Source organism: Scytonema sp. PCC 10023 (assembly GCF_963920835.1).
Lineage (GTDB): Bacteria > Cyanobacteriota > Cyanobacteriia > Cyanobacteriales > Nostocaceae > Kalymmatonema.
This window is the reverse complement of the sequence record NZ_CAWUDP010000018.1, coordinates 108,562-127,709: the sequence shown is the minus strand read 5'-3', so window position 1 is coordinate 127,709 and position 19,148 is coordinate 108,562. Positions and strand designations below refer to the sequence as shown.

The 19,148-nt window shown below is 45.8% G+C and carries 9 protein-coding genes and 1 pseudogene; 6 read left to right on the top strand and 4 right to left on the bottom strand.

What is annotated here, in order from left to right; all coding sequences use genetic code 11:
* A pseudogene (locus tag ACM0OZ_RS13510) lies at nucleotides 1-1,256 on the top strand (hypothetical protein); the annotation flags it as partial.
* Nucleotides 1,257-1,472: 216 nt separating this feature from the next.
* Nucleotides 1,473-2,792, top strand: a complete 1,320-nt coding sequence (locus tag ACM0OZ_RS13505; protein WP_414583336.1) for a GUN4 domain-containing protein — start codon at nucleotides 1,473-1,475, stop codon at nucleotides 2,790-2,792.
* A 527-nt stretch (nucleotides 2,793-3,319) separates the two neighbouring features.
* Here ACM0OZ_RS13505 and ACM0OZ_RS13500 read toward each other — a convergent pair.
* Together ACM0OZ_RS13500 and ACM0OZ_RS13495 are read right to left on the bottom strand one after the other, a co-directional pair.
* Nucleotides 3,320-5,353 (bottom strand): CHASE2 domain-containing protein, encoded by a 2,034-nt coding sequence (locus ACM0OZ_RS13500; protein ID WP_414583335.1) that lies wholly within the window; start codon nucleotides 5,351-5,353, stop codon nucleotides 3,320-3,322.
* Entirely contained in the window at nucleotides 5,314-5,520 is a 207-nt protein-coding gene (locus ACM0OZ_RS13495; RefSeq protein WP_414583334.1) for a DUF2795 domain-containing protein, read from the bottom strand. The genes ACM0OZ_RS13500 and ACM0OZ_RS13495 overlap by 40 nt, the downstream gene beginning before the upstream one ends.
* 308 nt (nucleotides 5,521-5,828) lie before the next feature.
* Here ACM0OZ_RS13495 and ACM0OZ_RS13490 point away from each other — a divergent pair, with 308 nt between their 5' ends.
* Nucleotides 5,829-6,383 carry an Hsp20/alpha crystallin family protein gene (locus ACM0OZ_RS13490; RefSeq protein WP_414583333.1) on the top strand — a complete coding sequence of 185 codons (555 nt, stop codon included), beginning with the start codon at nucleotides 5,829-5,831 and terminating at the stop codon, nucleotides 6,381-6,383.
* 1,146 nt (nucleotides 6,384-7,529) lie between these two features.
* On the top strand, nucleotides 7,530-11,768 hold the full coding sequence (locus ACM0OZ_RS13485; RefSeq protein ID WP_414583332.1) for a non-ribosomal peptide synthetase: 4,239 nt from the start codon (nucleotides 7,530-7,532) through the stop codon (nucleotides 11,766-11,768).
* Nucleotides 11,769-12,308: 540 nt separating this feature from the next.
* On the opposite strand, the gene ACM0OZ_RS13480 is transcribed toward ACM0OZ_RS13485, so the two are convergent.
* Nucleotides 12,309-13,922, bottom strand: a complete 1,614-nt coding sequence (locus ACM0OZ_RS13480; RefSeq protein WP_414583331.1) for an NAD(P)H-hydrate dehydratase — start codon at nucleotides 13,920-13,922, stop codon at nucleotides 12,309-12,311.
* Nucleotides 13,923-15,687: 1,765 nt separating this feature from the next.
* Between ACM0OZ_RS13480 and ACM0OZ_RS13475 the strand changes: the two genes are divergently transcribed.
* Both ACM0OZ_RS13475 and ACM0OZ_RS13470 read left to right on the top strand, forming a co-directional pair.
* The gene (locus ACM0OZ_RS13475; RefSeq protein WP_414583330.1) at nucleotides 15,688-16,368 is read left to right on the top strand and encodes a hypothetical protein; all 681 of its coding nucleotides are present in this window, start codon (nucleotides 15,688-15,690) and stop codon (nucleotides 16,366-16,368) included.
* Nucleotides 16,369-16,477: 109 nt separating this feature from the next.
* A complete protein-coding gene (locus ACM0OZ_RS13470) occupies nucleotides 16,478-18,142 on the top strand; it encodes a Dyp-type peroxidase (RefSeq protein ID WP_414583329.1) in 1,665 nt (554 codons plus the stop codon).
* Between the two features lie 51 nt (nucleotides 18,143-18,193).
* Here ACM0OZ_RS13470 and ACM0OZ_RS13465 read toward each other — a convergent pair whose 3' ends face one another.
* Nucleotides 18,194-19,066, bottom strand: a complete 873-nt coding sequence (locus tag ACM0OZ_RS13465) for a hypothetical protein (protein ID WP_414583328.1) — start codon at nucleotides 19,064-19,066, stop codon at nucleotides 18,194-18,196.
* Between the last annotated feature and the right edge of the window lie 82 nt (nucleotides 19,067-19,148).

Sequence of the window (19,148 nt, the reverse complement as noted above, 5' to 3'; positions counted from 1 at the left end):
TCTCACTCACCAATGGCGCTCGACTCAGTGCCAGCACTCTTGGAAAAGGGGATGCAGGCAATATCACGATTAATGCCCGAGATACTGTGTCTTTTGATGGCAGAAAAGATGAATTATCCAGCGGTGCATTCAGCAGTGTGGAACGTGGAGGGGAGGGCAAAGGAGGTGACATCAGCATCAGTGCTGGCTCACTCTCACTCACCAATGGCGCTCGGCTCAGTGCCAACACTCTTGGAAAAGGGGATGCAGGCAATATCACGATTAATGCCCGAGATACTGTGTCTTTTGATGGCACAAAAGATGGATTCCCCAGTGCTGCATTCAGCAGTGTGGCAACTGGAGGGGAGGGCAACGGAGGTGGCATCTTCATCACCACTGGTTCACTTTCTGTCACCAATGGCGCTGGACTCACTGCCAGTAGCAATGGACAAGGAACTGCTGGAAACATTGAGGTTGCCTCTCGCTCTATCCGGCTAGATAACAACGCACGTATTTTAGCTATAACTGCATCTGGTAACGGTGGCAACATCAATTTGAAAGTCGGAGACTTATTACTCTTGCGTAGAAACAGCCAAATTTCTACCAATGCAGGAACTGCAGAGCAGGGAGGTGATGGCGGTGACATTACCATAGATGCTCCTAATGGTTTCATCGTTGCTGTGCCAAAAGAAGACAGCGACATCACCGCCAATGCTTTTAACGGTCAAGGGGGTAATATCACAATTAGAGCGCGAGACGTCTTTGGCATCCAGCCCCGCGAACGACAAACCCCGGAAAGCGACATCACTGCCAGTTCTGGACTAGGGATTGCGGGTACAATACAAATCAACACATCCAATCTTGACCCCAGTCGCGGTTTTGTGGAGTTACCAGTCAATTTAGTAGACCCTTCTACACAAATTGCCCAAGGTTGTAGACCAGGTGGCATAGCAAGTAGACAAAACCGCTTTACCATCACCGGACGGGGTGGACTACCTGCTAGCCTCAACGAGATATTTCCCGGTGAGGAAACACTAGTTGAATTGCTTGAGTTGCCAGATAGCAAAAATAGTCATGACGCGGCGAGTCAAAATATCCCCACGTCCCCGCGTCCCGGTGTCCCCGCCTCCTCTTCTCACCCACAAGAGATAGTAGAAGCGCAGGGATGGGTTGTGGATGCTGATGGCACAGTTACTCTAGTTGCAGAAGTCCCTAATACTACACCTCACAGTCCTGCACTCACCCCGGCTAGTTGTCAAACTTCAATGCAACAGTGATGGGAGCATCCCAATTTTGCAAAAATACCTGGCGAATAGAATTCGCGGCTACACAAGCGAAGTCCCTTCGGGTATGCCGCCGTAGGGAACTTCGGAGCTTTGTTTGTGTGCCCGCGTTGCTCCCAGACTTATAGTCTGTTCGCGTAGCGTGCGCCTTAGTGCATGGGTAATTTACAAATGTCTTCCCTCCTGCTCTACTAAGCTTAGTTAAGCCAAATGTCCGATAATAATAGCACTCAACCCCGAAAAATCTTACTGTTGTCAGCAAATCCTAGAGGCACAAGTCAGCTTCGTCTGGATGAGGAGATGCGCGAAATCAAAGCGGGGTTAAGACGAGCAAAAAAGCGTGACTTGTATTTAATAGAGAGAGCAGAAGCAGTACGCTATAGGGATATCCACAGAGCTATTCTCGACTACGAACCACATATTATTCACTTTTCTGGGCATGGGACTGGAGAAGAAGGCTTGGCATTTGAAGATGAGATGGGTCAAGTTAAGTTAGTGGATGCTGAGGCTTTAGCGGGATTATTTCAACTTTTTGCTGATCAACTAGAGTGTGTTGTTCTCAATGCTTGCTACTCAAAGTATCAGGCACAGGAGATAGCCCAACACATTAATTATGTGGTAGGCATGAGTCAGGCAATTCAAGATAAAGCAGCAATTGAATTTGCTGTGGGTTTCTATGATGCATTGGGAGCAGGTAGGAATTATGAGTTTGCCTATAAACTAGGCTGTAATGTGATTTTGATGGCAGGAATAGCACAAAATTTCACACCTCAACTCCTGAAGAAAGATTCCCCAGCAGAAGAATCTCCATGCCAAGGCGATCCTGTTAACACTCCTGCCGTAGAGAATGTTTTGGTTGAGGTGCCAGAGGCGACACCAGCGATAACACCAGAATCTGATCCCATCGAAGAGGACACGGGGACACGGGGACAAGAGGACACAGGGACAAAAGAATCTATGAACATGAGCTCTTCGCTCTCCATGTCCCAAGCTCTATGCGTCACTGTGTCAGGAGCGAAGCAACTCGTCACCTCTCCATCAGTTCATTTGAACGACAAGCAGGATAAGCAAGAAAATGACTACATACGCTTGCGCGATTTACTGAAATTTGGTCAGTGGAAAGAAGCTGACGAGGAAACAGCAGCAGTGATGCAGAGAATAGCAGCTGGAGAAAAACAAGTTTGGGTAGATGACGCGATTATACAAAACTTTCCTTGTGTAGAGTTGAACACGATTAACCGCCTGTGGCTCGAATATAGTCGCGATCGCTTTGGTTTGAGTGTACAACAGGAGATTTTTGCCAATGTGAATTATAACTGGGATGAATTTGGCGATCGCGTCGGCTGGTGTGGTAGAAGCAGAAAGGGTTGGTTTCGCCACAGTGAGATTTACTGGAAAACTTATGCTCAACTGACATTTACCGACACTGCACCAGTTGGACATCTCCCGGTTTTGATTGTGTGGGAGTGGCGAGAAAATCTGTTATCCCGCATTCAAGCTTGTCAGCAGGAGTCAGGAGTTAAAAATTAGGAGTTTGAAGTTCTGACACTCAAGCACGAGATTCTGATACTCATCCATGAGGCAATACGGTTCATATAAGACCAAAACCCTTATCACGAACACAATGTAGAGACGCAACCTGGCGCGTCTCTACACACATGATTTTTTACTCAATCACGAGGTTTCAACACTCATCCACAAGGTTCTGATAAGTAGGCGAAAATTGCCTCGTTCCCAGCCTCAGGCTGGGAATGCATATTGGGAGGCTCTGCCTGCTGATTGAGCGGCAGAGCCGCTTCCAGGGCATTTCCAGGTGAAACCTGGAAACGAGATTTTAGAAGGGTTTTAGCTTAACCATTGATTCCACGTTGGTTTTACCCCACCCCTTTATCCCCTCCCCTTACGAAGGGGAGGGGAGGTTTTGGCGTCAGACAAAACCGGGGTGGGGTGGAGCAAGATTGTGGGCATTCAGGAGAGTATGCTCTAGCCTATTTACAAGGGTTTTAGCTTATGTTGACACGTATGCCTGCCCCTACTCCCTACTCCCTACTCCCTACTTACCCTTCACCCGACTGCCGAATGTAAGCAAGAAATGCCGCCGCCTCTGGTGGAATAGCTGCGAACCGAACGCCAATCTCAATTTGCTGATGGGCTGAAACTGCTACGACTTTGGCATAAATGTCACCTAGTCTGTTGGCTTGTTCACCTCCAGGCAAAAGATGAATCAGCAAATTATTAAAAAGTTGCACGGGCTGAGGGGAACGGAATTCAGCGCTGGTTGTTGCTAGCTTGACTAAACTCCCCTGGAAGACTTCTTGTGTAGAATGCTCACCTTCTAAAATCGTGAACTGTAACGGGATTTCCTGCACCAGAGTTATCAGTATTTCTTCGCTTTTTTGGGGCAAGCATAAGTTAAATTTTCCACCAACACCTCCAATATCGTAAATAGTGATTGGTTCCTGCATTCCTTGGGGTTTGACTTGCATTTGCCCATCGACTCGCAAAATCGAACCTGCATCTTTGAATGTCTCTTTAGAAACAAGAACTTGCTCACCTACCGTATAAGATTCCATTTGGTAAGCCAAGGTGACATTGCTTCCCATCACTGTGTATTTAGCACGCCGTTGAGAGCCAATATTCCCTGCTAACACCTCACCAGTGTGGATGCCAATACCCATTTTTAGAGATGGTAAGCTCATACTGGAGAGTTTGGTATTGATGCTATCCATCGCTAATTGCATAGCAAGGGCGCAAGCCACGGCTCTTGTGGCATCATCCTCACGCTGAATGGGCGCACCAAAGATCACAAAAATGCGATCGCCCATGAAATCATTGATTGTCCCTTGGTACTGGGTGATCACATCAATCATCGCTTCCAGGTAAAGGTTAGCAATCTCGACTGCTTTCTCTGATGATAAACGCTCTGATATAGCCGAAAATCCTTGTAAACCGGATATCAGCAGCGTCACTTTTCGCCTTTCACCTCCCAGTTTTAATCCCCTGGGTGTCTCCAACAGATTGGCAACAACCTCATCTGTAAGGTAACGTCCAAAAGCTTGGCGCATCATATTCGTATTTCGGGCAATATAGGCGGTGATGGCACCTGCAGATAGTAGCAACGCCAACACCCCGGGTACCACTGGAATCCACCATCCTGACAAAAAAGCCGCATAACTACCAAGGACAACCGTACCCCCCGCTAGCACAAGACTGGCGGATGTGAACGGTAAACTTACAGTCACTCCCTTAACAACTTTCTTTCTGGTGACTTTCCAGTACCGTTGTGTCCAACTTAATATTGCCCCAACAAACGCACAACCAAAAATCCACAACCCTTCCACAGGTTCTGACCAAACTTTAATTTGGGGGCGTCCTTCCAGCGCTGCACTTACAAGCTGACTGGCGACATCGGCATGAATTTCTACCCCAGTAAATGCTTTAGCATTTTGACCAAGAAATTCACTACTGTAAGATGTATAAAAGATGTCACCACTGCTTTCCGCTGTTATACCAATCAAGACAATGCGATCGCGTAGTAAATCCTTGGGTAACCGCCCTTCTAAAACATCAGTTATCGAAATTTTACGAAAACCCTGGCGCAGGCTGCGAAAGTTAGCTAATATCTGAGTTCCGCCTGCATCTGCTCCTACATACCCACCGTCATTCGCTTCAAACCGAACTAAGACAGCTTTACCTAACTTAAACTTACGACGCTGATTCTGAGCCTGAGGAATTGGTTGGAGAGTAATCCCTTCAGCTTCCAAGTAGGTAAGAGCTAGCTCTGCGCCCAGACTATTATTATCTTTTATAGTCAACAAGCTGCGCCGGATTTTACTATCGACATCTAGCACCAAATCATTGGTACTCACCTGTCCCAATTCGCTTAAGGTTTTCGGTGGGTTAACAGCAAAACCAGAGCGATCAGCAATCATCTTCTCGATACCAATTAAGTTGGGCGTCGTTTTAAAAACCTTCTGCAACTCCTGATAACCAGGTTCTACAGGTAAATCCCGATAAATATCTAAACCTATAGCTCTCGGTTGCTGTTGTTTTAAAATTTCCAGTAATCGGGCAAGCTGACCATCAGGCATAGGCCATTTCCCCGCCTTACGTCCTGATCTGGTATTTGTTGCAACACTGAAATAGCATTATCGTCAGCGCCTTGCTTTTGCGCGTGTTGAATCAATTGTTCTTTACTAGCCGGATAGTCAACACCTTTCAGATGTTTTTGCAGTTGGATTGGATTGACTTTAGCCATTTTCATCCACCTCTAAAGGTCATTTACATCTTGACAAGTGGATGCAATTGCTACCTCTATCAAAAGAATCAGGGTAATTTCCCCTGATTGGGTGAGGATGTATTTACAAATAAAGTATCTAATTTTACGTAATAACTATTAGCAGAACGCAATAAATAACCAAGAAAATTTTGTAATTGGAGATACATTTAATTGCAAACAAAAACTCATCCAGTTGGTTGAGGAGCAAACTTTTTGCCTTTGATAGCTTGAAGTTGAAGCAAGAGCATTGTAAATCTTGCATTTGAGAGATATCGGAGGTAAGAAATATGGCAATCATGCGTTTCGACCCTTTCCGGGGCGACCCTTTCCGCGAAATTTCGCTATTGCAACGCGAGATGAATCGCCTATTTGATCGCATGACGACTAGTGGCGATGGCGAGACGGAAATCGCTGGTTCTTCTTTTATACCAGCAGCAGAAATTCACGAAACTCCCGAAGAGATTCAACTCAGAGTTGAGGTTCCTGGCATTGAAGCCAAAGACTTAGATGTAAAAGTTACCGCCGAAGCGGTTGCTATCACTGGTGAACGTAAATCTGAGACTAAGCAAGAAGACAAAGGTATGAGACGTTCGGAATTTCGCTATGGCAGATTCCAACGCGTTATTCCTTTGCCATCTCGGATTCAAAATGATAAGGTTCAAGCTGAATTTAACAACGGCGTACTGTGCCTAACTCTGCCTAAAGCTGAGGAAGAAAGAAACAGAGTTGTCTCAATTAATCTCGGTGGACAAAGCAATCAAGCTATCAGCGGACAACAAAACGGACAAACTGATCAGCATCAAGCACAAAACCAAGCACAAACTATACCTCAAGCAACTTAACTTTCATGTTTGTCGGATAGCTTCAGCTTGATACTTTTTCGAGCCATATCCTGGTACATCGTATAACGTGATCAAAAGCCAAACAAGAATTTTAGCAAAAATCCCCCAAGACCTAAATTATCTAAGGACATGGGGGATTTTATATCGAACGCAAATAAGCTGCCAACTATTCAACCCGTTGACGTTTTTGTAACAACAACTCCGCCAGTGTTGCTCGTTGCTGCAGTTCTACTTAGTGTATGCGTGTGTTTTATGCAACTAACAATCGCTATATATTTATTTTAAAGATTTATTTATTTTAAAGATTAGATAAAGATTGTATAAAAACTACTAAATTATAGCAATCAGCTTTAGTTAATAAGTCTTAAGATAATCTACATAGAAACCACTTACAAAGTATTTTGTAGTTACAAGATAAAATACCTTGTAAAAGGCAAAGTATGATATAAAATAACAAAAAAGGACAGTGGTTCTACGTTTCTAAACTAAATCCACATTGAACGTATTTAGAATTATTGCGGCAGTCTAGTAAACTCAAATATACTCTATAATCCTAAGATTATAATTAGAAGCCAGTGACTATGCAAAATAACTTCTTGCAATTAACAGGAAATTCTATTTTCTTAGGTTCAATCTGAAGCAATTGGTTGTATCTATGTTAAATAAAATTGTCTTTTGTCTTTTTTATTTAAACAGCTACGCTTGTAGAGCGAGCTAAAAGAATTACTCAGAATTATCGGGATATCAATGAACAATCGTTGAATACCACCTCTTTTGCTTTCTTGGCAACGACAGGCTACTTACAATCGTTCTGTGAGTCTGCCCATCGGGTTCATCGAATTCAAAAAAGAAGATTTTGAGTAATCAATCACTAGTTGTTTTGAACAACAAGTCAACAAGTATCCCAATTCGATTGCCGTCAAAAGCAAGACCGAAACACTCACGTATGACTAACTAAATAAAAAAAGCCAATCGTCTGGCATGGGCTATTCCATAGCAGTGAGGAGAGGTAAACGAAGCGCTTTGACTGTAGTGAAAGTAATTTTATGACTTGCATACTTGGGTGCTAAAGACTCTAAAAATGTATATGGGGGTGGCTATGTTCATCTCTGTTGACTCGGTAATAGCAATCAAGGATTACGATATATGGATGATACCAGCAAAAATATTGCCCCTGTTTCTCCAAGCAAAAGAGAACTACCAGAGCTAGAACTTAAAAACAAAAGTGCTGATGTCAAAAGACAGCATACCATTCCCAAAAGAACTACGACTGAAGCAGATCCCCTATCTTTTGCCCAACAACGACTGTGGTTTTTAGCACAGTTGGAAACTAATAATTCAGCATATCACATTACTCAGACTTTGCAGTTGCAAGGCGACCTGAATGTGGCGGTACTACAGCAGTCTCTGGATGCCATTGTTGCGCACCACGAAGCATTGCGAACCAACTTTCTTGCACCCGATGGCAACCCGGTGCAGGTGGTTAGAGAGCCTCGGTCAGTGGAACTACAGGTGATTGACCTGAAGAATTGTCCGCCAAGCCAACGCACCACCCAAATACAACAGACCTTACAAGATGAGGCGCAACGCCCCTTCAATTTAATATCAGATTTGATGCTACGCGGGAGCTTGTTGGTGCTGTCGCCTCAAGAGCACATCCTGCTGTTGGTCATGCATCACATCGCCGGCGATCGCTGGTCGATGAGCATTTTATTTGAGCAGCTAGCAACCCTCTACCAAGCGTACTTGAACGCAAAGCCCAATCCTCTACCCGAACAACCCATTCAGTACGCAGATTTTGCCGTTTGGCAACGTCAATGGCTCTCTGGGGAGGTGCTAGAAAAGCAACTGAAGTATTGGAAACAGCAACTGGCGGGTGCAAATCCAGTATTGGAATTGCCTGCTGATAGACCACGTCCAGCAGTGCAGACTTACCAGGGTGCAAAGCAATCGTTCGTCATAAGCGAAAGTTTATCGCAAGCGCTATCTACATTGTCAGAGCAAGAGGGTGTGACACTGTACATGACCTTGCTAGCCGCTTTCCAGACCCAACTGTACCGATATACTGGACAACAAGACATTTTGGTCGGTTCTCCAATAGCGGGTCGAAATTTGTCGGAGCTAGAAGATCTGATTGGATTTTTTGTCAATACCCTGGTACTACGTACTGATATGGCAGGCAACCCGAGTTTTCGGGAATTGTTGCAAAGGGTGCGAAATGTGGCAATGTCCGCCTACGCCTATGAGGATTTGCCGATTGACAAGTTAATCGATGAACTGCAACCAGAGCGATCGCTTTCGTATCACCCCCTGTTCCAGGTGATGTTTGTCTTGCAGAATACACCGCGACAAACATTCGAGGGGCAAGGGCTGACTATAACTCCCTACGATTGGGATAACGTTACCTGCAGGTTTGATTTGACACTGTCAATCTCCGAAACAGAACAGGGACTGCAAGGGTTGTGGGAATACAACACTGATCTGTTTGATGCTTGCACTATAAACCGGATGAGTGGGCATTTCCAGACATTGCTTGAAGGAATTGTTGCTAACCCACAGCAGCAGATTAGCGAATTGCCACTGCTAACAGCAGCCGAGCGTCACCAGTTACTGTATGAGTGGAACGATACTGATGCCGATTATCCCCAGGATAAGTGTATCCATGAGTTGTTTGAACAACTGGTAGAGCTTACCCCGGACGCTGTGGCGCTGATGTATGAAGAGCAGCAACTCACTTACCAGGAGTTGAACGCCCTGGCTAATCAATTCGCGCACTACCTGAAGACTTTGGGAGTTGGTCCAGAGGTACTGGTTGGCATTTTTGTGGAACGCTCGCTAGAGATGGTTGTGGCACTGCTGGGGATTCTCAAAGCGGGTGGAGCTTACGTGCCTTTGGATCCATCCTATCCCAAAGAGCGCTTGGCGTTCATGTTGCAAAACTCTCAACCTTTGGTGTTGTTGACTCAGGAGTTTCTGATAACGGAACTACCCGAACATACAGCGCAAGTCGTTTGCTTCGATAGAGATTGGCATTCAATTACCCAGCACTCAGAAGAAAACTTAAACCAAACAGCAACAACTGCCAACTTAGCTTATGTGATTTATACCTCTGGCTCAACCGGAAAGCCCAAGGCGGTCCAAGTTACACACGCTAATTTGTGTCACTACGCGCAGGCAATGGGACGAGCGCTCGGTATCACAGCAGAAGATGTATATATGCACACAGCATCGATTGCTTTCTCATCTTCTGTTAGGCAGTTAATGGTACCTCTGGCTGCTGGTGCTACTGTCAAAATTGCGACTTCCGAACAGAGAAAAGACCCGAGAGCACTGTTTGCCGCAATTAAAAAATACAATGTCACGGTTGTTGATACCATCCCCTCCTACTGGCGCAACTGCATTCACACACTGGCTGGCTTAGAACAACAGACGAGACAAGCCCTATTAGACAATAAATTGCGCTTGATTGTGACTACGGGCGAACCACTGCTGTCTGATATTCCCCCTCAGTGGACGTTTGGTTTCCAGCATGGCGCACAATTAATCAATATGTATGGTCAAACAGAAACCTCTGGGACTGTTGCAGTTTATCCCATTCCTGTCCAACAGGATGAGCGGGTAAAAATCGTCCCTCTTGGTCGCCCAATCGCGAACACGCAAATTTATCTGCTTGACTCGCATCTGCAACCAGTCCCCATTGGTGTGGTTGGAGAACTGCACATTGGCGGTGGAGGACCGGCGCGAGGCTACCTTAACCGCCCAGAATTGACTGCTGAGAAATTTATCCCGAACCCCTTTAGCCAGGAAGAGCGGGCACGCCTGTACAAGACTGGGGACTTAGCGCGTTATCTGCAAGATGGTAACATTGAGTTTATCGGACGCAGCGACCACCAAGTACAAATACGGGGTTTCCGCATAGAATTGGGAGAGATAGAGGCTGTCCTGAGCCAACACCCATCTGTACTCCAGACTGTAGTGATTGCCCGTGAAGACGTCAGGGGCGATAAACGCTTAGTAGCTTATGTTGTTCCCAATCAAGAACCAGCACCCATCATAAGTGACTTGCGTCGCTTCCTTAGAGAAAAGCTGCCTGAGTACATGATCCCTTCAGCTTTCGTGTTGTTGTCAGCCCTACCGCTTACTCCTACCGGCAAAGTCAACCGCAACACTCTTCCAGCACCTGACTTAGCATCAGATCACGAAGCAACTTTTGTTGCTCCCCGCGATGAGTTAGAACAAAAGCTTTCGCAGATTTGGGAAGAAGTTTTACAGCTCCAACCCATTGGCGTCAAAGATAACTTCTTTGACATAGGGGGACATTCCTTGCTCGCCGTACATTTATTCGCGCAAATTGAGCAGAAATTTGGCAAAAAACTTCCCCTAGCCACACTCTTCACTTCAGGTACAGTGGAAACTCTTGCCCAGATGCTCCGTTCTACAGAAGAAAAAGCAACTGATCATCAGGTCTTGAGAGGGGCGCTTGGGGAGGACACATCAATAGATGCTTGGTCATCCTTAGTAAAAATTCAACCCAAAGGTTCCAAGCCACCTTTATTCTTAGTCCACCCCCTTGGTGGAGAAATCCTGTGTTACCGCCCGCTGGCGATGAATTTAGGAGCAGAGCAACCAGTTTATGGGCTACAACAACAAGGGCTAGATGGAAAACAGCCTCTCTTAACCCGGGTTGAAGACATGGCAGCGCTTTACATTAAAGAAATGCAAACTATTCAACCTAAAGGTCCTTATTATATAGGAGGATACTCTTTCGGCGGTATAGTTGCCTTGGAGATGGCTCAGCAACTCCACTATCAAGGTGAGAAAGTTGGTCTTCTAGCTATGATTGATACCAATCGTCCAGGTAGTGAGAAGCGATCGCCCTTCATAAACAGAGTTTTCGAGCACATAAATAATTTTAGACAACAAGGACCTGCCTACCTTCAGCAAAAGCTTGTGGGCTGGCGTGAGTGGGGAACGTACCAGATCCGACACAAATATATGCGTTTGTTAGGAATTCCGGAGCCTTTACCTGAGGGTGACAACCACATAGACATTATAGGCGCTAATCACCAAGCTCAGAGCCAATACATCTTCCAGGAGTACTCAGGTCGAATAATCTTGCTGCGGACTGACGATAAGGAGCGGGAGGAAGCTACAGGTATGCAATATGATCCGCTATTTGGTTGGGGCGAACTCATCACTGGAGGAATCGATGTTTATCATATTCCCGGCTCTCACTATACCTTGCTTGAAGAACCCAATGTACGGGTACTGGCAGAAAAATTGAAGCTGTGTTTAGAGAAGGCGTATGCTATCAAAACTAACGTGGGAGGATTTCATCCCCCTATTAAAAATAGGGGGATGAAATCCGACAAGGGCAGGTTTTAAAGAGTTGTGTCTTATACCCAGATCGTGGTAAGACAAAGAAACACTGCACAGGATGAAAAACTCCAAAAAACAAACGTGTTAGTGAACTGAACCACGATAATTGAAAATATGAGGTTGTGTTGAAAAGTCTTTTTAGAGCCATCAACACGTAAAATCTTCTCCTGACGGAGACGCTGCGCGAACATGGTTGGAAGATCCTAAAGTAGCCGTACAGCCTGAAAAGGTTGAGGCGGGTAGGGCAGTTTGAACCAGCCAAGTGTTTTGTAAAAAAAACACCAGACAACGTTGCGGTGAGACAGCGCTGCGGGAGGGTTTCCCTCCGCAGGCGACTGCGTTCGCCCTTGGCGTGCCGCAGGCATACCCGAAGGGAGTGTGGCTTTGAGCCGCGCGGAGCAACAACAGTCTAGAATCCACGTTTTTCAAAGCGTGGAGAGTTCAAGAACTTAACCCAGTAAAGGATTAAGAATTTTGGGAAAGGGAGTTGACAAAAGCGCTTTTTTCTTTGTCAATCAAGAATACAAGCCTTTGCTCCGCTCTCATTTAAGTCAAAACTAGTATCAAATATTGCGTCAGGGTATACGCATCTACTCCCAACTCTGTCCGATCTTGTGCTGCTAAAATTGCTGCTTGAGAGTGCCACCAAGCAGCAGTTGCCACTATCTCCTCTACAGAAATCTTTTTAGAAGAAGCTTGCGCCAACAATCCACCCATAAGCCCAGTTAAGACATCTCCACTGCCACCACGCGCCAAAGCTGGGGTACTTTCGGGATTAATCCAAACGGTACCTTGGGAGTTGGCAATAACAGTCCTTGCCCCTTTCAATAACACCACTGCGCCACTTTGCGCCGCAGCTTCCCGCGTCGCCTTGATTCTGTCCTTGCTGGCATCAGGAATCTCAGGAAATAACCGCTTAAATTCACCAGTATGCGGTGTAAGTACAGTGGGTGATTGTCTTTTTTGTAACGTGGTTAGAGTTCCCATTTGAGCTAGAATATTCAAGCCATCAGCATCCAGAACTAAGGAGTTGGTGCTATCTAACACTTGTTGTAAAATTGGGCTGGCGTCTTGTGTTAAACCGGGACCGCAGGCGATCGCACTAAATGAACTTAGATCTGTTTTTGGTGGAAGTTGCAGTTGGGCGATCGCCCCAGAATCTGTTTCTGGACACCCGATAATCAGCGCTTCTGGCAACTGTGCCACCATTATAGATTTCAGTGATTCTGGCACAGCGATCGAGAGCATTCCCACACCACTTGCTCGCGCGCCCAACCCGGTTAATATTGCCCCTCCGGAATACCGACGCGACCCACAAATTAGCAGTAAATGTCCTTCCTTGTACTTGTGGGTGACTGGTGGACGAGGTAGAGGCAGAGTCGAGAGTGCAGTTGTTTTTGTGATACGTTTAATGCTTGGTGAATTTTCTAGTACAGCTTGTATATCAGCCAAGGGAATATCAAAATCGATTAACTCGGCTTTGCCGACATAATCAAGAGCATGGTCTTGCAATAAACCAAGCTTCCACAAACCCAAGCATAAGGTGTGGGTAGCACGCACCGCAGTTCCCAACACCTCACCTGTATCTGTGTGCAACCCCGAAGGCAAATCGATACTAATAATTGGTTTCTTCCATTCATTGAGCTGATTGATAGCCGTTGCAACTGGATCTGTGAGCGTTCTTTCTAAGCCAAATCCAAACAACCCATCAATCAACAAATCACAATCTTGCAGTGGTTCAATTGTCTCATAACACGGTAAACCCAGACTCTTAGCATACTGCAAATGCTGCGAAGTTAATTCCTTGAGTTTAGAGAAAGGACAATATATGAAAACTTCATAACCCCGAAAGTATAACTCTCGGGCAACGACCAAAGCATCACCGCCATTGTGACCGGGACCAACGAGAATTCCTACGCGAAATCCACCTTTTTTCAGGGAAAGAAATGAGGAGGATAAGGAAGCTTTCCCTTTGTCACCTTGTCCCTCTTGTCCCCAAAAAAGGGGGTAGATATCCTGAATGCGACGGGCAATGAGTCCTGCCACTTTTTCCATCAAAGCCGCTACAGGCATTCCCCCTGCAAATATACGCGCTTCAATATCACGCATCTGCTGTGCGGTCACTACCACTTGTGAAATCAACTCTTGCCTGTTCTGCATCAGCATCAAGTACGAGTTCTTTGACACTCCTCAGCCGTCATGCGTGAGGATTCTTGCTTCAACCGTCCTCTCTAGATACCCAAATGCGAGCATTCAAATATCCCCGTTTGGACACGTCCACTTTTCGCAAGGACTGCCCGACCGCGTTTGAAAAGGTTTATTCAATACGAGTGCTTTTACTCCCACATTTGTACAAGATGCGCGGATTTATACTACCAGGCTTGGTGGCTCAGGAGTTGTCCACGCTTACCTACTTCGTCTTTTTTATGTGCGCATTACCGCTATATCTATTGTCGCACGACATGGCGTTTTTGTTCCCTATTGAAAAAAGCCCTCCTTCTAGGACGGGGCTTTAAACCCAATTTTTCGGTAAAACTTGATTGAAATTTTCGCACTTCTTTACCTTATACCGTGCTGTCATGCCGCGAATATTAAAATCCTCAACAATCAGGAATTTAATTTTTTCTAGGACTTACGCAGTTTACAAATAAGCTTTAAGTACGGTACGTTACGGCTTTAGCAAGGGCGCACCATGTTATATGGCGGTGCGCCCTTGCGCTTTGAACATGTTTTTCGCTATAGATTATATCGAGCATGGTGCGCCTAACACAACGCCAGTTTGCACACTCGGGGGAACCTCCCTTCGGGTATGCCTGCGGCACGCCTGACGGCGAACACCAGTCGCCTGGGCGTGGGAAACCCGCCTGCAGCGCTGAATTCACCGCAACGCACTGGCTCCCCTACAAAAATTTTATTTTTACTTTATAAATGACATCTGACTACGAACTTATAGCGCAACTCAATTGAATGAAGTAATTATAAATCTCGTGTCCACCCCCCGAATTCCCCCCGATGCATTGGGGAGCCACAAAGAGTGCGGGGGTTCCCCCCGCCCTTTTTGAAGTGGCGTGGGAAGACAGAGGAAAAACTTTTATTTATTGTCCATCTGTGGTTCATTATTTCTTTCCATACCTTACTCCGGGTTGCAAACCGCCATATACAACCACTAGAATTAATGCGACAAAGCACTAGGTGCATAAGTAGATTTGGCTCTCATTTATTAAGAATGTAGAAAAGTTGCCTTAAAGAGCTTAACTTTCGTCCACTCAACAGCTAAAGGTACATATGCATAATCACAATTCTGTCAATGCCTAAGTTTTATTATCTTCCAAAAGCCTTGGGCATTTCCGGAATAGAATGGTACCAAGCAGAAGTAGTACGTGAACACACTTAGAAAGAAGTATTTAATTTTATGAAGTTAGAGCGCTTTGAGCCCCCTGCCAATATTGATGACTTTGACTGAATTCCTAAGCAGCGAGAAGCCTGGAGTGAGTTCATCAGCAATAGATTCGATGATAATATTAAGGAGGTTATAGAATCACTTGTAAACACTGGTAAAAGCCAATTTTACAATCCCACACAAACAGAAACTACTGAGCCTTTCGCAGAAGCAGATATTACCTGGATTGGATTTCCGGCACTGATTTCGCGAAAGCATCCAGGAGACGATCGCGCGGCTTGGGAGGAAGCTGACACGCTTCTGCCTGGAGGTGAGCGTCCACAGGACGAATACTTAGAATGGCACGTCACCCGTGAGCAAGGTAAGATTGTCCGCGTCACCTTTACCTGTGAAGGTCCTGAATATTGGGAAGCACTAGCACATGGTTACCCCATCAACTATAACGGTCCTAAAACAGCGGGTGCAACAGGAGATAGGCAAAAGCTTCTTGAGCTTTACAGAAAGTACATTAGTCCGGAAGTGCAGTTGGATGACCTGTTTGAAAACGGTCAGTATAAGTCCCTGAATAAGTGGAATACAACAGATGGAGCAATGCATCTGAATCAGCGCAATAACACCTTAAGTGCTGAGATCAACATTGCCGCCTTTGCTACAATTTTGCGCCAGAAAAATGGACGCCTGTTGACAGACGCTGATGAACTGATTCGTTGTGCTCGCTTTGGCGCACCTGGTAGAGCTAGCGATCCCACCATTGGAGCAATTGTCAATTCATTGGCACGGGATGGACACTCGATTACCCTTGCCAATCCAGTTGGACTTTACATAGACAGTTTAGATATAAGTGGTTGGACAAAGCCAGATGGAGTCACTCCTGTGGATTCTAGCTACTGGCAGATTTTACGCGGCTCCACAGGCAGGATTCTGCGTGCAGCCTACGAGGTTCCACCAGAAGAGGGATTTACTGTGAGTGACATTCTGATTGGTGGAGAACCCATCGAGTTCGGTGGACAAATTGCAGAACATATCACAGTGAAGCTGACTGGTATTGCTTGCCGTAAGGGTGAGATTCAGAATCAACCCCTTGGGTGCGAAGAGGCGACCCTTCAATTATCTGCTATCGGTACAATCGCCCCATTAGCTACCCGTCTGTCTTCTTTTGATGCAACAGAGGAACTGAAGGAGCGATCGCTCTTAAGTAGCCAGTAAAGCGTAATGGCTAGAACATACCCTCTTTGAGACGGTTGATGGGTGTGTTAGCGACAAACCTAACACACCATCTTTACATTTCGTCTGTTGATAAAGGAGAACATAATTTATGGCGGAACCACTGCAGGAAGAGGTACTTGCAGTTAACGATATTCAGGGAAATATTCTGGCAGGCTTTAACAAGGACTTCCAAACTTTCCTGTTTCTTAAGATTCACGACCGAGATATCAGCAAAACTTGGCTGCGCAGCATTATCCCCTCGATTGCTAATGTTGCAGAAGTGCTTGCATTCAACAGAATGTTTCGTGCCTTGCGTGCTCGTAGGGGGGAAGATCCAAGAGGGATGATAGCTACTTGGATGAACATCGCTTTCACCAGCGAGGGAATCAAAAAACTCACATCACAAGATGAGGTAAATAAATTTCAAGACACTGCCTTTAAGATAGGAATGCCCAGGCGAGCAGGATTCCTTGGCGATCCAGCAGATATTAGCTCAGATGGGCATCCTAACAATTGGGTGGTAGGAGGCAACAATCCAGAGAAATACCCAGATATTCTGCTGATAGTTGCCAGTGACGATATCACAACTCTCAATACAGAACTAAATCGCATCAAGGCACAGATTCAAGCTTTGCCGAAACCTACAGGTGAAGTTGATGGCAAAAGTGCCTTAGAAATCATCTACGAACAGCACGGCATAACTCGACCTGACAAACCAGGACACGAGCATTTCGGATTCAAAGATGGAATTTCTCACCCTGGTATTCGGGGGTTAGTTTCCGACTCAGCAGAAGATTTCCTCACCCCACGGCTGCTTGATCCAAAAGACCAACTGTTTGAGCAATTTGCTAAACCTGGTCAACCTTTAATTTGGCCCGGTCAATTTGTCTTTGGTTACAAACAGCAGAAGCACGACGAGCCAACAACTCCTCTACCTGCTGCCACGCTCTGTCCTGCTTGGGCAAACAATGGTTCTTACTTGGTTGTGCGACGGTTGCGTCAAGATGTTCCGGCTTTCTGGAATTTTGTTAACACCAAGGCAGCAGAACTATCGCAAAAACCTGGTTTCAATGGCATGACTCCCGAACGCTTCGCCACACTACTAGTTGGACGTTGGCCCAGTGGTGCTCCCCTGATGCGATCGCCCAACAGTGACAACGAAGACCTAGCAAAAGATAGCTTAGCGAATAATCATTTTTCTTACGTCACTCCCTCTCAATCAGTTTCCTTGGTGCCAATACCTAGTTATCCAGGTGATAATTTTCCTCAGGCTCGCAGTGATTCTTCTGGTCTAGTTTGTCCATACTTCGCTCACATTCGCAAAATCAATCCTCGTGACTCAGCTACAGATACAGGAGGAGCAAATGATACTTTCACTCGATTAGTTCTCCGCCGTGGTATTGCTTTTGGATCTCCCATAAAAGATCCAGCAAACCCCACTATAGAAGAACTACAAGAAGAACGAGGGCTGATGTTTGTTTCTTACCAAGCATCAATTGAGGAGCAGTTTGAGTTTTTGATGCGCCGTTGGGCGAACAGAGATAATCTACCTCCTCCCGGTGCTGGACCCGATCCAATTATCGGTCAGCAAGAGAATGCAGGTAGCCGCGCACGTTCATTAAAACTTACTGGTAGTGATAATTCAACTGAAACCATTAAGCTCATGCAAGACTGGGTGATTCCGACTGGAGGGGGCTACTTTTTTGCACCTTCAATCAGTGCATTGAAAGACGTTTTAGCTAATTCGGGCATTCATCCCACGGTTCACCCGTAGGGGAGCGTGGGATGAATGCCCGGACAAAAACGGTACGTCCCCCGATCTTTTTTACCTTCCGTAGTAAACCCTGGCATTACCAAATCTTGAATCTCGCCGCAGATAGTTGTTCCACTCTTCTGCCAGCCAACGTTTGGCAAATGGTCCAACTGCTACGTGTGGTCCTCGCGGTTCATCTCTGGGGATAACGGCTACATCTGGTCGTCTTACATAGCGTTTGATTTCGTACCTATAGTAGGGTAACTCTTCCGACTTGGCAGGAATCACAACGTAATAATTGTTAGACCTTTTCCCGCCATAATCGCCTCCAGGATACCCGTTATAATCTCCTGTATCAGGATAATTGGGTATGTCTTGTCCGTTGTTGCTGGCGATTCGTGTGTTACCTATACCCCTGGATTGCAACTGTCTAACTCTCGCTCGGGCACCTGATTCGCTGCGAAAAACTCCTGCCTGAATGACATCACGTCTTCCTAACCGTTTTATGAAGGCATCTGGTACGATGTCACGTACATCTGGCAGTTGTCGCCGCAAATTACTGCCATAAACGTAGACCTGGTAGCGCCCAAAGTTTTGATTATATTGATTTGACGGTGCTCGGAATTCTATAGTATTTTGGGCGTCTGTGGAAAATGGCTCTCCTGTCGGCACCTGCGGTAATGGCTCTTGACCATAAGGAACCACTGGGACATTGGGAGGTGGCGGTAAGTCTTGATACACCCTTTGAGTCAGCAAAACCTCACTTGTTTTGATTTGGGCATATGCTTGGGTGGAGTCGGCAATAAACAGCAAACATCCTCCCAGCACTAGAAGCAAGATGGAGTGTAGTCGAAAAAAGAAAATATGGAACCGTAAAGGATTTAGTGTTGATAATCGGCTGAAACTGGTAGATGCTATAAATTGACAAGGTATTGCACCAGACATAAGCAATTCATAAGGTACGACATTCAAAATTAAAAAAGAAGAAATCAGCGTCGTGCGCTCAAGTATTCTAACTGTTGACTGT

Bases quoted from the DNA above. Each gene is read 5' to 3' on its own strand.
- ACM0OZ_RS13470 (WP_414583329.1), top strand. From the start codon at position 16,478: ATGGCGGAACCACTGCAGGAAGAGGTACTTGCAGTTAACGATATTCAG.
- ACM0OZ_RS13490 (WP_414583333.1), top strand. From the start codon at position 5,829: ATGGCAATCATGCGTTTCGACCCTTTCCGGGGCGACCCTTTCCGCGAA.
- ACM0OZ_RS13485 (WP_414583332.1), top strand. From the start codon at position 7,530: ATGGATGATACCAGCAAAAATATTGCCCCTGTTTCTCCAAGCAAAAGA.
- ACM0OZ_RS13480 (WP_414583331.1), bottom strand. From the start codon at position 13,922: ATGCAGAACAGGCAAGAGTTGATTTCACAAGTGGTAGTGACCGCACAG.
- ACM0OZ_RS13500 (WP_414583335.1), bottom strand. From the start codon at position 5,353: ATGCCTGATGGTCAGCTTGCCCGATTACTGGAAATTTTAAAACAACAG.
- ACM0OZ_RS13465 (WP_414583328.1), bottom strand. From the start codon at position 19,066: ATGTCTGGTGCAATACCTTGTCAATTTATAGCATCTACCAGTTTCAGC.
- ACM0OZ_RS13505 (WP_414583336.1), top strand. From the start codon at position 1,473: ATGTCCGATAATAATAGCACTCAACCCCGAAAAATCTTACTGTTGTCA.
- ACM0OZ_RS13495 (WP_414583334.1), bottom strand. From the start codon at position 5,520: ATGGCTAAAGTCAATCCAATCCAACTGCAAAAACATCTGAAAGGTGTT.